The sequence below is a fragment of the Thermomonospora catenispora genome, from assembly GCF_006363815.1.
Lineage (GTDB): Bacteria > Actinomycetota > Actinomycetes > Streptosporangiales > Streptosporangiaceae > Thermomonospora > Thermomonospora catenispora.
Genome location: NZ_RRYT01000009.1, coordinates 165,352 through 179,237 on the forward strand (window position 1 = coordinate 165,352; position 13,886 = coordinate 179,237).

12 protein-coding genes are annotated in these 13,886 nt (G+C 74.6%); 9 read left to right on the plus strand and 3 right to left on the minus strand.

What is annotated here, in order from left to right:
* Positions 1 to 104: 104 nt before the first annotated feature.
* Positions 105 to 2,006, minus strand: coding sequence for a serine/threonine-protein kinase (locus EIO00_RS24785; RefSeq protein ID WP_241661250.1), 1,902 nt, complete (start codon positions 2,004 to 2,006; stop codon positions 105 to 107).
* 219 nt (positions 2,007 to 2,225) lie between these two features.
* Between EIO00_RS24785 and EIO00_RS10055 the strand changes: the two genes are divergently transcribed.
* The 3 genes from EIO00_RS10055 (at position 2,226) to EIO00_RS10065 (ending at position 4,799) form a co-directional block, all read left to right on the plus strand.
* Positions 2,226 to 3,203 (plus strand): DUF6777 domain-containing protein, encoded by a 978-nt coding sequence (locus tag EIO00_RS10055; RefSeq protein ID WP_140177471.1) that lies wholly within the window; start codon positions 2,226 to 2,228, stop codon positions 3,201 to 3,203.
* A 78-nt stretch (positions 3,204 to 3,281) separates the two neighbouring features.
* Positions 3,282 to 3,710: an ArsR/SmtB family transcription factor gene (locus EIO00_RS10060; protein WP_140177473.1), complete on the plus strand. Its 429-nt coding sequence runs from the start codon at positions 3,282 to 3,284 to the stop codon at positions 3,708 to 3,710.
* Positions 3,711 to 3,797: 87 nt separating this feature from the next.
* Positions 3,798 to 4,799 carry a cation diffusion facilitator family transporter gene (locus tag EIO00_RS10065; protein WP_140177475.1) on the plus strand — a complete coding sequence of 334 codons (1,002 nt, stop codon included), beginning with the start codon at positions 3,798 to 3,800 and terminating at the stop codon, positions 4,797 to 4,799.
* A gap of 56 nt (positions 4,800 to 4,855) precedes the next feature.
* Here EIO00_RS10065 and EIO00_RS10070 read toward each other — a convergent pair whose 3' ends face one another.
* Positions 4,856 to 5,884: an alpha/beta hydrolase gene (locus EIO00_RS10070; RefSeq protein ID WP_140177477.1), complete on the minus strand. Its 1,029-nt coding sequence runs from the start codon at positions 5,882 to 5,884 to the stop codon at positions 4,856 to 4,858.
* A gap of 176 nt (positions 5,885 to 6,060) precedes the next feature.
* On the opposite strand from EIO00_RS10070, the gene EIO00_RS10075 reads away from it, so the two are divergent.
* From EIO00_RS10075 to EIO00_RS10095, 6 genes are all read left to right on the plus strand, one after another.
* Positions 6,061 to 6,996 carry a diacylglycerol/lipid kinase family protein gene (locus EIO00_RS10075; RefSeq protein WP_140177479.1) on the plus strand — a complete coding sequence of 312 codons (936 nt, stop codon included), beginning with the start codon at positions 6,061 to 6,063 and terminating at the stop codon, positions 6,994 to 6,996.
* A gap of 60 nt (positions 6,997 to 7,056) precedes the next feature.
* Entirely contained in the window at positions 7,057 to 7,224 is a 168-nt protein-coding gene (locus EIO00_RS24150; RefSeq protein ID WP_161602685.1) for a hypothetical protein, read from the plus strand.
* A 121-nt stretch (positions 7,225 to 7,345) separates the two neighbouring features.
* Positions 7,346 to 8,800 carry a flavin-containing monooxygenase gene (locus EIO00_RS10080; RefSeq protein WP_140177481.1) on the plus strand — a complete coding sequence of 485 codons (1,455 nt, stop codon included), beginning with the start codon at positions 7,346 to 7,348 and terminating at the stop codon, positions 8,798 to 8,800.
* Positions 8,801 to 8,810: 10 nt separating this feature from the next.
* Complete coding sequence (locus tag EIO00_RS10085) at positions 8,811 to 9,569, plus strand: SDR family NAD(P)-dependent oxidoreductase (protein ID WP_140177483.1); 759 nt, start codon at positions 8,811 to 8,813, stop codon at positions 9,567 to 9,569.
* A gap of 69 nt (positions 9,570 to 9,638) precedes the next feature.
* The gene (locus EIO00_RS10090) at positions 9,639 to 9,959 is read left to right on the plus strand and encodes a GroES family chaperonin (RefSeq protein ID WP_140177485.1); all 321 of its coding nucleotides are present in this window, start codon (positions 9,639 to 9,641) and stop codon (positions 9,957 to 9,959) included.
* Between the two features lie 636 nt (positions 9,960 to 10,595).
* A complete protein-coding gene (locus EIO00_RS10095; protein WP_140177487.1) occupies positions 10,596 to 11,903 on the plus strand; it encodes an ABC transporter substrate-binding protein in 1,308 nt (435 codons plus the stop codon).
* Here the strand turns inward: EIO00_RS10095 and EIO00_RS10100 are convergent.
* On the minus strand, positions 11,875 to 13,886 hold a 2,012-nt coding region (locus tag EIO00_RS10100; RefSeq protein WP_277752866.1), incomplete at its 5' end, for an SbcC/MukB-like Walker B domain-containing protein. The two genes, EIO00_RS10095 and EIO00_RS10100, sit on opposite strands and share 29 nt — an antisense overlap.

Sequence of the window (13,886 nt, forward strand, 5' to 3'; positions counted from 1 at the left end):
TCCGCGGGCGGCGCCTCATCGCGCATCGGCCTCGCGGGACGGCCGGGTCCGCGCATCCTCGGGCCGTGCCGACCGGCGGCCCCGGCCGAGGCGGAGCGGCCGGGTCAAGGAGCGGCGGGACGGCGGAGCGCGCGGAGCAGAAGGGCGGCCACCGCGACGGTGCAGGCGATGTGAAAGGCGTAGGCCTGAACCTGGTCGCCGCGGGTCAGCTCGGCCTGGAGCTGGACGGCGGCCCAGACGGCCCAGAGCGCCTCGCGGAAGACCCGGACGACGATCACGGCGAGGACGGCGGTGCGTCCGCCGTGCCAGGCGACGACGGCGGCCGCGATCGTGATCACGGAGAGCAGGGTGAAGACCCCGGCGGCGGCGACGAACTCCATCCGGCCTCCGCTGAGCGACGGGCTGGTCACCAACAGGCCGAGGGCCGCGATGTCCAGGGCGGACAGCAGCACGGCCAGCAGCAGCCCGGCGGCCAGCACGGGGGTGCGCCGCAGTCGCGTCCGCCTGCGGTGTCCGCCCGGCCGGGCGGACCGGGATCGCCGGTGCCCGGCCGGGGGCCGGGTCCTGCCGGCGGGACGTCCGCCGCCCGCCGGGGCGGCCCCGGAACGGGCGGCGGGCGGAGGCCCGTCCGCCGGATCCTCCTCATCGGCCGCGAAGAACTCCTCCAGGGGCGATGCGGAGGGCCGGGAGGCGGAGCGATCGTCGTCGTGCGGCGCGGGGGGCCGCTCGGGAACGGACGGACGGTCGGCGACCGGCCCCGGAAGGCCCCACCGTGGCGCGGGCGGACTCTCGGCGGGCGCGGTCTCCCGCCACCGCGCGCGGGGGGCGGCGCCGGAGTCCTCGGTCCCTCCGGTCCTCGGCGGACCGGCCGGTCCGCCGAGGACGGGCGTCGCGGCCTCCTCCTCCGGACCGGAGGAGGGGGCGGCGGGCCGGTCGGCGCCCGACCGGCGGTCGACGGAGACCCGCTTCCAGGAGCCGGTGTCCGGTTCGCGCGGCATCGTCGGCTCGCGATGGGCCTCCGCGGGCCCGGGGGACTCGGCGGGGCCTCCCGCGGCGGCCCGGGCGGCGGGCGGCGCGCCATGGGCGGCGGCGAGCGAATCCTCCGGTGTTCCGGCGGGGGTGCGGGAGACGGCGGGCATGGGACGCGATCCTCGTTCCGGAGCGGGGTCTGGACGGGTGCTGACCGGGGACGGCGGGGGCGGGGCGGTGCCCAGCAGGGTGAGCAGGACCTGCTCGGCGGTGGGGCGGGAGCCGGGGTCTTTGTTCAGGCAGGCGGAGACCAGCCGGTGGAGGCGCTCGGGCAGGCCGGTCAGGTCGGGGTCCTCGTGCAGAACGCGGTACATCACGACGGGCATCGGGCCGCCGGCGAACGCCTCGCGGCCGGTGGCGGCGAAGACCATCGTGGCTCCCCAGGCGAACAGGTCGAGCGCCGGGCCCTGCTCGGCGCCGGCGAACTGCTCGGGGGCCATGTAGGCGGGGGTGCCGATGACCTGACTGGTCACCGTGGCCGAGGTGTCCAGCGCGCGGGCCACCCCGAAGTCGATCACGCGGGGGCCGTCCGGGCCCATGAGCACGTTGTGCGGCTTGAAGTCGCGGTGCACCACGCCCGCGCGATGGATGGCGGCCAGCGCGGTGATCGTGCCGATGGCCAGCCGGTCCAGGTCCGGTCCGGTGCGCGGCCCCTGCTCGGTGACCAGTTCCTGCAGGGACGGACCGGGCACGTACTCGCTGACGATGTAGGGCTGGTCGCCGGCCACGTCGGCGCCCAGCATCTGCGCCGTGCAGAACCCGGCCACCCGCCGCAGCACCGCCAGTTCCCGAACGAACCGCGCCCGGGCGTGCTCGTCGGCCAGCAGCCGGGCGTGCAGCAGCTTGATCGCCACCTGCGGGCCGGAGCCCCGGCGGCCCAGATAGACCACGCCCTGCCCGCCCTCGCCGAGCCGGCCCACGATTTCATAGCCGCCCAGCACAGGCGGGTCCCCGGGTTCGAGGGGAAGGGGGATCACCAGCGGTCCTCCACCGATTGAAAAACCGACCGGAAAGCCGGCATCCGTTCTACGGCACAAATCACTGCGCCCAGACATCAAAGACTATAGGAAGGGCGCAACCGAGGTTGGAGGATGCCAATGGCGAGAATCAATTACGGACTATTCGGAAGCGGTCGGAGAAATGCCTCTCGGCGGGCGGTCGAGCGGCGGGCGGCGCTCGTTTCGACGGCGCTGGCGATGGCCGTCGGCGGGCTGGGCGGCTGCGCCGACGACCCCGGCCGGGTGATCACCCGGCTGGCCGTCGGCTCGCCCGGCGACGATGCGTACACACTGGTCCCGGGCACCGATCGGCCGGACGTGGTGCCCCGGCCGCAGGCCGGCGGGGAGACCGAGGGGGACGCCCCGGGACTGTACGGGGGGACCCGCCGCAAGGCGGCGTGCGATCCGGACGCGCTGTTGCGCTTCCTGCGCCGGAATCCGGACAAGGGAAAGGCGTGGGCGGCGGCCCACGGCCTCGACTTCTCCCAGTTGCCCCACTTTTTCCAAAAACTCACCCCGGTGATCCTTCGGGTGGACACGCTGGTCACCAATCACGGCTACAAGAACGGCGAACCGACCGCTTTCCCGGCCGTTCTCCAGGCCGGAGTCGGGGTATTTGTGGACGAATACGGCAGGCCGGCCGTCAAGTGCAATTGCGGCAATCCGCTGACCGCTCCGCCCCCCGGAGTCGACCCGCGGAAGGCCCGGTACGAAGGGGCCTCCTGGGACCGCTTCGACGACCGGACGGTGACGGTGATCAGGCCGCGCGACCGCGACAAGGGCCGGCTGACGACGATCACGCTGGTGGATCCGGCCGCGACCATGTCCTTCACCCGCCCGGCGGGCACCACGGGCGAGCAGGACGGGCCGCCCGCCCCGCTGCCGCCCGGCGAGAGCCCCGCCCCCGCGGGAGGACCGAGCAGGGGCTCCGCGCCCGCCCCACGCCCGACCGGGTCCGTCTCGACCGCGCCGCCGGAGGAGGGGTCCTCGCCCGGCACGCCCCAGCGCCCCGCCCCGGCCCGGCCGAGCGACGGAACGGGCGAGGCCTCCGGCGGACCGGCCGGCCCCGGGCCGGGCGACGGCCCGCGCCGGTCGCCGACGAGCCGTCCCAGGCCCGGCGACGCCTCCCGGTCTCCCTCGGCGAGCCCGGTCCGGCCCGGCCGGAACGTCTCCTGACCGTCCGGGGGCGCCCGTCCTCCGGTGTCGGCCCCGCGCCCTTCCGCGGGGCCGACACCGGGACTACAGTGTGAACATATGAGCATCTCTTCAGACGAGCAGCGGAAGGCCGCCCCGGCGTCCCGCCCGCACGCGCCCGGGGACTGCGCCGTCCGGATGGTCGACCGGGAGAAGGTGGACATGGTCGCCGCGGCGCTGCCGGACGAGGACGTCATCGGCGACCTGGCCCAGATGTTCGGCCTGCTGGCGGATCCGGGCCGGCTGAAGGTCATCACCGCGCTGCTGGAGGGCGGAGAGATGTGCGTGTGCGACATCGCGGCCGCCTGCGGCAGCAGCGAGTCGGCCGTCTCCCACACCCTGCGCCTGCTGCGCGCCCACCGTGTCGTGCGCTCCCGCCGCGGCGGCCGGATGGCCTACTACCGCCTCGACGACTCGCACGTCCGCATGCTGCTCGATCTGGCGCTGGCCCATGTGGGCCACCCCGCGCAGGCCCAGGCCTCGGCGTGAGACGCGTCCCGGCGCGCCGACGCCGCGAAGGCGTGACGGAACCGGCACGGGCGGGCGGAACCCGGTGAGAACGAGGGGAAGAGACCGATGAGCGCAGGGCATGGGCACGGCCACGGGCACCACCACCTGTCGGTGTCCGCGGACCGGCGGTATCTGGCGGGGGCGCTGGCGCTGATCGCGACGTACATGGCGGTCGAGGTGGCCGTCGGCCTGATCGCCCGGTCGCTGGCGCTGCTGTCGGACGCCGCCCACATGCTCACCGACGCGTTCGCCATCGTGTTCGCCCTGGTCGCCATGCGGATCGCGGCGCACCCGCCGCGCGGCGGGTTCACCTACGGGCTGCGGCGGGCGGAGATCCTGTCGGCGCAGCTGAACGGGCTGACGCTGATCCTGCTGGCGGGTTACTTCTGCTATGAGAGCGTGCACCGGCTGCTGGACCCGCCCGCGGTGGACGGGGCGCTGGTGCTGTGGACCTCGCTCAGCGGCATCGCCGTCAACCTCGCCGCGACCTGGCTGCTCGGCAAGGCGGACCGCAACAGCCTCAACGTCGAGGGGGCGTTCCAGCACATCCTCAACGACCTGTACGCGTTCATCGCCACGGCGGTGTCCGGGCTGGTGGTGTGGACGACCGGGTTCGCCCGGGCGGACGTGCTCGCCTCGCTGCTGGTGGCCGGGCTGATGATCAGGGCCGGGTACCGGCTGCTGCGCGACGCGGGCCGGGTGCTGATGGAGGCCGCGCCCGCCGGCATCGACCCCGCCGAGGTCGGTTCCCGGATGGCCGGGCGCACCTGCGTCAAGGAGGTCCACGACCTGCACGTGTGGGAGGTGACGTCGGGATATCCGGCGCTGTCGGCGCACGTGCTGGTGGAGGCCGGCGGCGACTGTCACGCCGTGCGACGGGACCTGCAGCGGATGCTGGCGGACTCCTACGGCATCACCCACACCACGCTGGAGGTCGACCACGTCGGCGAGGACGGGACTCCGTGGGGCGCCGACGAGCACTGCCCGGACGCGCACGGTCCCCGGCACGTCCCCCGGGGCGAGCATCCCCCGCACGCCCATCCGGACGACGCGGCCTGCGGGCACTGACCTTCGGGCGCCTCAGGCCCGGTCCGCGGCGCCCGCCGGCCCCGCCCAGGCCCGGCTCACGTCCCGCCCAGACCCCCGATCAGCAGGGGCAGCGCGGCGCGCAGCTCGCGTTCCCACACCGGCCAGCAGCCCGCGTCGGAGTGCAGGTGCACGGTGGCGGGGATGCCCAGCTTCCGCAGCTTGCCGGCGAGCTCGGCGGTGCCCGCCCGCGCCGCGATCTCGACCGGGGAGCCGTCCCCCGCGCTGAGGTAGAGCGACATGCCCGCCAGCCGCCCGGCCAGGTCGTAGGGGTTGTTCCGCCGCCATATCGGCCGCTGCTCGACCGGATCGCCCCAGATCCGCCGCCAATCGGTCCCGGGCCGTCCGATCTCGGCGGTCAGCCGCACCACATCCGTCCCGTCCAGACGTCCGGGGTCGGTGCGCAGCAGGTGCAGCGGCCCGCTGAACGACGCGGCGGCACGGAACATCCTCGGATGCCGTGCCGCATAGGCCAGCGCCGCCCGCCCGCCGGTCGACACCCCGGCGACCGCCCCCTCCGGCCGGGCGCGGTACCCCCGCTGGAGGATCTGCCGCAGCTCGATCAGATGGAACGTCTCCCACCGGGGAGGTCCGCCGCGGCCGTAGTTCCACCAATCGGCGTGATCGCCGCACCGTCCGCCGTCCGGCATCACCACCAGGACGTCCAGGTCCGCGGTGAGACGCTCCACGGCGGTGTGCGCGGTCCAGGCCGCATGGCCGGACGGGCCGCCGGCGGACGGCGGGCCGCCGTGCAGCAGCCACAGCGTCGGCCAGGTCCGGGCCGCCGTCGGAGACCAGCCGCGCGGCAGCAGCAGCCGCGCCCGGCCGACCTCGTTCAGCACCGGGGAGCGGATCGCCAGGTCCAGGGTGCGGCCGTCGCGGAACCGCTCCCCCACCACCACGGCACCGTCGTCGGAACGGACCGGGGACCGCGGTCCGCCGGCCGGTCCGGCGGGCGCCGGGGCGATCGACCCGACGGCGGCACGGGCCCACACCAGGGCCGCCGCCGCCCCGGCGAGGGCCGTCCCCAGCGCCACGGCCGCCACGCCGCCTCGATCCCGCCGCATCTCGCCCCGCCTTCGCGCGCCTTCCCTTGAGGTGTCCCCGGCGGCGCGAGTCCGACAACGACCGCTTCGCCACTTATAAAATGCATCTGCCTGATCGCGGCCGGAGTCGCGCCACCGCCACCTCCGAGGCGGCGTCCGCCCGCCCGGGCACCCTCGACGACGGGAACGGATCGGGAATGCGCAGCAAAGAGGACCTCCAGGCCGCGATCCGTGGCCCGCGACGCCGGGCCGCGCTGGTGGTCAACACCCGCTCGCGTCGCGGCCGTCGGCTGTTCGCCGCGTCCCGCAGGCTGCTGGCGGAGGCGGGCCAGTCGTTCGACGAGGTGCACCCGGTGGGGGACCCGGCACGACTGCCGGACGTGCTGCGCGACGTGCTGACCCGCGACCCCGACCTGGTCGTGGTGGGCGGCGGCGACGGCACGATCGCCGAGGCCGTCAGCCATCTGGCCCGGCGGGACGCGGTGCTGGGCGTGCTGCCGCTGGGGACCACCAACAACTTCGCCCGCAGCCTGGAGCTGCCGGTCACGCTGCGCGGGGCGGTGCAGGTGCTGCGCGACGGCAAGGTCGCCGACGTGGACGTGGGCCACGTGGCGGGCCGGGTGTTCGCCAACATGGTCAGCGTGGGCCTGTCGGTGGACATCGCCGAGCGGGTGCCGCACGGCCTCAAACGAGTGGTCGGCCGCGCCGCCTACGGGCTGACCGGGGCGTACCGGATGCTGTACCACCAGCCGTTCCGCGCGATCGTGGAGGTGGACGGCAAGACCTACGAGACGGTCACCCACCAGCTCAACATCGCCAACGGCAGCCACCACAGCGGCCGCCGGTTCGCCGGGGACGCCAGCCCCGACGACCGGCTGCTGAACGTCTACCGGCTCGGCGACCGCTCACGGCTGCGGCTGACCGCCGACATGCTGGCGCATCTGCTGTCCGGTCCGCGGCGGAGACTGGCCGACGACATGTTCCTCAACACCAGCAGCGAGGTGCGGGTGATCACCGACCCGCCGCTGAGGATCGACGTGGACGGGGAGATCGGGGCCCTCACCCCCGTCACCGTCGGGCTGCTGCCCAACGCGCTCAAGGTGCTGGTCCCGCGCTCTTTCGTCGACCGCTGAGCCCTTCATCCGCCGAACCCGGTTCGTCGCGATATCTCCGCAGGTCGCTAGGCTGCGACCATGGAGCATCAAACGGACAAGGCGATCGTGGACGCGGTGCTGCGGATCCGCGACCGCTTCGGCGCGTACGGGCTGCGCGACATGATCGCGCTGGCGGAACGGGAACTGGCCGCGGCGGAGACCGCGATGCGGGAGCTCGGACCGCACGAGCAGGATCCGCCGGGCTGAGGACGCGCCGCCCCTCCCGGAACGCCCCGTTGACAGCCGCCCTGGAGAATGTCCTACTTGTCGCTTGACACGGCAGGGTGCGCGGTGGGTCTCCCCCGCCCGGACGACCGGGGAGGGCCGGATGGGATCCGACTACGAGGTCGCGATCATCGGCAGCGGATTCGGCGGGATCGGGGCGGCCGTCCGCCTCAAACAGGCCGGCGTGCACGACCTGGTGATCCTGGAGAAGGCCGACGAGCTGGGCGGCACCTGGCGGGACAACACCTACCCGGGCGCCGCCTGCGACATCCCCTCCGTCCTGTACTCGTTCTCCTTCGAGCCCAAGCACGACTGGAGCCGCAGGTTCCCGCCGCAGCCGGAGATCCTGGACTACCTGCGGCGCTGCGCCCGCAAGCACGGGGTGCGGCGGCACATCCGGTTCGGCGCCGAGGTCACCGAGGCCCGGTTCGACGAGGCCGTCGGCCGGTGGCGGATCTCCACGACCGGCGGCCCGCTGACCGCCCGGGTGCTGATCTCGGCGTGCGGGCAGCTCAACCGCCCCGCCTGGCCGGACATCCCGGGCCGGGAGTCGTTCCGCGGGATCTCCTTCCACTCGGCGCGCTGGGACCACTCCGCGCCGCTGGACGGCCGGCGGATCGCGGTGATCGGCACGGGCGCGAGCGCGATCCAGTTCGTCCCCGAGCTGGCGCGGCGGGCACGGCGGCTGCACGTGTTCCAGCGGTCGGCGCCCTACGTCATCGGCAAGCCCGATCGCCCCTACACCGCGGTGGACCGGGCGTTGATGCGCAACGTTCCCGGCTGGTCGACGCTCCAGCGGGCGGTCACCTACACCCTGCTGGAGGCGCGGGCGCTGGCGTTCGTCAAATACCCGGAGCTGTTCGCCCTGGTGATGCGGCGGTGGCGCAGGCACCTGGAGCGCCAGGTCCCCGACCCGCGGCTGCGGCGCGCGCTGACGCCGGACTACCCGATGGGGTGCAAGCGGATCCTGCTCTCCGACGACTACTATCCGGCGCTCACCGAGCCGCATGTGGAGCTGGTGACCGACCCCATCGAACGGATCACCCCGGCGGGGATCGTCACCTGCGACGGCACGACGCGGGAGGTCGACGCGATCGTCTACGGCACCGGGTTCCGGGCCGGCGACTTCCTGGCCCCCATGAAGATCGTCGGCCTGGACGGGCTGGAGCTGAACGAGGCGTGGCGCGACGGAGCCCACGCCCACCTGGGCATCATGATCAGCGGCTTCCCCAACCTGTTCCTGTTGTACGGCCCTTACACCAACCTGGGCCACAACTCGATCATCTACATGCTGGAGTCGCAGATCAGATACGTGGTGGGCTGCGTGCGGGCGATGCGGCGGGCCGGGCTGAGCTGGATCGACGTCCGTCCGGAGGTGACCGAGGAGTTCCGCCGCCGGATGCGCCGGCGGATGCGCGGGACCGTGTGGGAACGCGGCTGCACCAGCTGGTATCAGGACGCCGAGGGACGGGTGGTCAACAACTGGCCGGGCTTCACGTTCACCTACCGGAACGCGACACGCCGCCCCGACCCGCGACATTTCCGGGCGCGCCGCTAGGTTTGTAGGCATGCCGACCGCTCTCGTCACCGGCGCCACCTCGGGCATCGGCGCCGGCTTCGCCCGCCGTCTGGCCTCCGACGGCTTCGACCTGATCCTGGTCGCCCGGGACACCGACCGCCTGGAGCGCACCGCGGCCGACCTGCACGACCGCTACGGGGCGTCCTGCGAGACGCTGTCCGCCGACCTGTCCACCGACGAGGGCATCGCCGCCGCCGAGAAGCACGCCGCCGGACGGGTCGACCTGCTGATCAACAACGCCGGGTTCGGCCAGCGCGGCATCTACCTGAACGCGCCGGTGGCCGACGAGGTGAAGATGCTGCGGGTGCACTGCGAGGCGGTGCTGCGTCTGACCTCGGCCGCGCTGCCGGGGATGCTGGAACGCGGCCGGGGCGGTGTGATCAACGTGGCGTCGGTGGCGGCGTTCTTCTCCCGCGGCACCTACGGCGCCTCCAAGGCGTGGGCGGTGTCGTTCAGCCGGGCGGTGATGCGCGACCACGGCGGCCGGGGCGTGCACGTGATGGCGCTGTGCCCGGGGTTCGTGCGCACCGAGTTCCACGAGCGGGCCGGGATGAACGTCTCCGGCATCCCCGGCTTCATGTGGCTGGACCAGGACCTGGTGATCGACACCGCGCTGCGCGATCTGCGCCGCGGGGCGCTGGTCAGCGTGCCGGGCGCGCAGTACAAGGCCATCGTGGCGCTGGGCCGGATGGTGCCGGGCGGGCTGCTGGACCGGATCGCCTCCCGGGCGGGCCGCCGGTTCGACTGACCCGGGGTCGTCGGCGGCGGAGGAAACTCCTTTCGCGAGACATGGCCCGGGCTCGACTAAGCTCTGAATGTGTCCGAGCCGAAGTTCGAAGTCCAGATGCTGCACGACCGGGTCATGATCAAGGTCGAGCAGGAGTCCGGTGAACGCCGCAGCAGCGGGGGCATCGTCATTCCGGCCACGGTGCGGCAGTCCAACCGCCTGGCCTGGGGCGAGGTGTGCGGTGTCGGGCATCACGTGCGGACCGTCAAGGTCGGCGACCGGGTCCTGTTCCACCCCGAGGACCAGCTGGAGGTGGAGATCCAGGGCCAGGAGTATCTGGTCCTCAGGGAGCGGGACCTGCACGCGATCGCCAGTGAGCGGCCCGAACACGGCACCGGCCTGTACCTGTGAGCCGGTGGTGACGGCTCGGCCGGGGGCCGGGCCGAGGACGCGCCGGGCGGGCGCGTCGAGCCGCGCCGGCCGGTGGCCGCTGCCCGGAGCCGGAGGAGCACGGCGAACCGGGCCTGTGACCGCGTCGCCGCCGGTCTGAGAACCTCCTCCCCCGCCATCGGCCGCGGTCCTCATCGGACGGCGGCATGCGGTCCGTCCACGGGCTCGCCCGACGCCCGCCGGCGCGGCCGGCGGTGTCGAGGGTCCGGGGTCGCCTCGGTGCGCAGCGGCCGCACCGCCCTGCGACCGGGCCGCTCTCGGGACCGCCGGCGCCGGCGGGACGCGAAAGCCGGGGAACGCCTGAGGCGCCCCGCTCAGCGGGACGCGCGCACCACAACCGCCGCGCGGAACGCCCCAGAGGACGCCGAGCCCTCGCAGACCTCCCCCGAGACCTCCTCCGTGGGGCGACACGATCCCGGATCGGCGGCCGGGAGGGGCCGGTTGTCGCCGCCCCCGACGGGGGCGGCGCGCACCCGCCGCCGACCGGGTCGTCATCGGGCGACACAGGCGCACATGTTGTGAATAGGATCACTTCGGCAGCAGATTCCTTCACCGGTCACACCGGTCCCGATCGCCCCCGTGAAGTTGGAGACCGCCATGCCACGCCCCTTCCTCCGCCCAGGCCGTCTCGGTGCCGCCGTCGTCGCCCTCATGCTGGCGCTGTCGGCCTGCGGAGGCCCCGCCGAGAAGGCGGCCACGGCGGGCGCCCCCGGCGTCACCGACGAGCCCTGTCCGAACGCCGTCGACGACTCCAAGGGCTGCATCTATCTGGGCGTGATCTCCGACCTGTCCTCGGGACCGTTCCACACGCTGGGCGTGCCGGCGACCAAGGCGCAGCAGGCGTTCTGGCGGCGGGTCAACCAGCAGGGCGGGATCGCCGGCTATGAGATCGACGTCACCCGCTACGTGATGGACAACAAGTACGACGTCGACACCCACCAGCGGCTGTACCGCCAGATCCGCGGCAAGGTGCTGGCGCTGGCGCAGACCCTCGGCTCCTCGCACACCGCCCGGATCCTGCCCGAGCTGCGCGCCGACAAGATGATCGCGGTCCCGGCCTCGTGGAGCTCGGCGTGGGAGTTCGAGGACGTGATCCTGGAGTCCGGCGTCAACTACTGCTTCGAGTCGATGAACGCGGTCGACTACGCGGTGGACGCCTGGGGGGCCGGCAGCCTCATGGTGATCCACTTCGACAACGACTACGGCAGGGACGCCGTCGCCGGGGCCAGGATCGCCGCACAGCGCCGCGGGCTGGCGTTCTCGACGATCGCCACCTCGCCGGGGGCGGGCAGGCAGGCCGCGGCGGTGGCGGCGATCCTGGCCAGGCGGCCCCAGGCGGTGCTGCTGGCGGTCGGTCCCGCCGAGGTCGGCGGCATCGTGCCCCAGGCGGTCAAGAAGGGGTACCGGGGGCGGTTCATCGGCAGCACCCCCACCTGGAGCAAGGACCTGCTGGAGCTGAAGGACCCGCAGGCGGTCGCGGCGATCAGGCGGTCGTTCTGGAAGGCCTCCCCGTGGAAGCCGTACGCCGCCGACACCCCCGGTCACACCGCGATGCGCGAAGGGCTGGGCCTGACCGGGTCGGAGCCGAACGACAACTACACCTCCGGATGGGTGTGGTCCTACCCGCTCAAGGCGGTGATCCAGCGGGCCGCCGCCGACGGCGAGCTGACCCGTGAGGGCCTGCTCAAGGCGATGCGGCAGGTGAAGCGGATCGACTATGAGGGGATGCTGCCGGCCGAGGCGGGCGACCTGTCCGGGGACCCCGACGGCGCCGCCTTCCGCGGCTCGCTGATGAGCGTCCCGGACCCCAAGGAGCTCACCGGCATCCGGATCATCAAGGACTTCTTCGTCGGCCCCACGGCCAAGGGCCACCGGCTCACCGCGCCGTGCGCCCCGCTGCGCTGAAGGGGGCGGCGACGGCGACGGTGGAGCCGCCGCGCCCCCTGCGCACCTGGAGCCGAGCCGGGATCCGGCCGCGCAGCTCGGCGACGTGGCTGACGATGCCGACCGCCCGGCCGCCGTCCCGCAGCCCGTCCAGCACCTCCATCACCTCCTCGAGGGTGTCGGCGTCCAACGTGCCGAAGCCCTCGTCGATGAACAGGGTGCCGATCTCGGTCCCGGCGGCGCTCTGCGCGGCGACCACGTCGGCCAGGCCCAGCGCGAGCGCCAGCGAGGTGATGAACGACTCGCCGCCCGAGAGGGTGGCCGGGTCGCGGGACTGCCCGGTCCAGGCGTCGACGACGCGCAGGCCCAGGCCGCCGGTGCCGCCCCGGCGGCCGTCGGCGGCGGCCTTGTCGGTGGTGTGCTCCAGCGCGTACCGGCCGGCGGACATGCGGGCCAGCCGTTCGTTGGCGGCGGCGACGACCTGTTCGAGGCGGGCGGCCAGCGCGTAGGCCGACAGCCGCATCCGCTCCCGGTTGTCGGGGTGCTGGCCGGTGACCAGCCGGGAGACCCGGGCGGCCACGGCGTGCCGCCGGGCGGCGGGCCGCCACCGCCGGACGGCGGCGGTCAGCTCGGCGTGCAGCGCGGCGAGCCGCCTGCTCCGGGCGCGGGCGCGCTCCAGCGCGCTGTGGGCCGCCTCGTGCTCCCGTTGCGCCGCCTCGAACGCCGCCTGAAGGGCGGGCAGGTCGGGGGCGGGCCCGGCGGCGGCCTCCACCAGGGCGGGATCCTCCGCCTCCCCCCGGGCCCGGGCCTCCTCGGCGTCGAAGCGGCGGATCCGCTCGGTCAGCCCGGTGCGCGCCCGATCGTCCAGCGCCGCCCTCGAGGCCTGGTCCAGGTCGTCGAACCCGGCGTCGACGGCGGCCCGCTCGGCCGCGGCGCGGGCCTCGGCCAGCGCCTCGTCGGCGACGGCGGCGTCGCGGACGGCCTCGACGGCGGCGGCGAGCCGGTCGGCGTCCCGGGCGAGCCGGTCGATGCGGGCCTCCAGGGTGGGGTCCTCGCCGCGGGCCTCATCCAGGTCCGTCCGCAGCCGAGTCAGCTCCGCCGTGATCTCCCGGTGGCGGGCCCGTGCGTCGGCGAGCTCGGCCGACACCGCCTCGCGCCGCTCCCGGGCCTGCTCGAGTTCCTCCTGGGCGCGCGTCAGCCGGTGCCCGAGCTCCTCCAGCCGGGCCGCCTCGGCGGTGAGCTCCGCCAGCTCCGCGGCGGCGTCGGCGTGCGCGGCGGCCAAGGCCTCCACCGGCTCCTCGGTCTCCTCCAGCAGCGCGTCCAGCTCGACCCGCAGCTCGGTCACCCGCCTCTCGGTCCGCCGGCGTTCCTCCAGGGCCCGCTCGTAGTCCTCCTGGGCCCGACGCTCCTGCTCCGGGGCGGGGACGTCGGTGCGGGCGGCGGCGGGGGCGGGGTGCTCGCGGGAGCCGCAGACCGCGCACGGCTCCCCGGGGGTCAGGCCGGCGGCCAGCTCGGCCGCCATGCCCTCCAGCCGGGCCTGCCGGATGTCCTGCAACCGGTCGCGCAGCCGCTGGGCGCGGTCGGTCGCGACGCGGTCCTCCTCCCGGGCGCGGGCGAGGTCGGCGAGGACGACCTCGCGGCGCTCGGCCGCCTCCAGCCGCTTCCGGGCGGCGTCCACGGCGGCCCGGGCCGCGGGCAGCCCGGCGGCCCGGAGGCGGGCGGCCTCCAGGTCGGCGCGGTGCCGCGCGACCTGCTCGGGAAGATCCCGTACCCGGGCCGAGGAGGCGGCCTCCTCGGCCCGGAGGCGGTCGATGTCCGCGGCCAGGGCCGTCGCCCGGGCGGCGAGCTCGCGTTCGCGGGCCGCCTCGTCGCGCAGCCCGGCCAGCCGGGCGATGTCGCCGCGCAGGTCCTGTTCGGCCTTGCGCAGCACGTCGGCGGAGGCGTCGGCGGGCACCAGGGCGCCGACCGCCGCCCGGGCCTCGGCGGCGCGCTCGCGGGCGCGGG

Coding starts and splice junctions, on each gene's coding strand:
- EIO00_RS10070 (WP_140177477.1), bottom strand. CDS start 5,884: ATGCGGCGGGATCGAGGCGGCGTGGCGGCCGTGGCGCTGGGGACGGCC.
- EIO00_RS10095 (WP_140177487.1), top strand. CDS start 10,596: ATGCCACGCCCCTTCCTCCGCCCAGGCCGTCTCGGTGCCGCCGTCGTC.
- EIO00_RS10065 (WP_140177475.1), top strand. CDS start 3,798: ATGAGCGCAGGGCATGGGCACGGCCACGGGCACCACCACCTGTCGGTG.
- EIO00_RS10085 (WP_140177483.1), top strand. CDS start 8,811: ATGCCGACCGCTCTCGTCACCGGCGCCACCTCGGGCATCGGCGCCGGC.
- EIO00_RS10055 (WP_140177471.1), top strand. CDS start 2,226: ATGGCCGTCGGCGGGCTGGGCGGCTGCGCCGACGACCCCGGCCGGGTG.
- EIO00_RS10080 (WP_140177481.1), top strand. CDS start 7,346: ATGGGATCCGACTACGAGGTCGCGATCATCGGCAGCGGATTCGGCGGG.
- EIO00_RS24150 (WP_161602685.1), top strand. CDS start 7,057: ATGGAGCATCAAACGGACAAGGCGATCGTGGACGCGGTGCTGCGGATC.
- EIO00_RS10060 (WP_140177473.1), top strand. CDS start 3,282: ATGAGCATCTCTTCAGACGAGCAGCGGAAGGCCGCCCCGGCGTCCCGC.
- EIO00_RS10075 (WP_140177479.1), top strand. CDS start 6,061: ATGCGCAGCAAAGAGGACCTCCAGGCCGCGATCCGTGGCCCGCGACGC.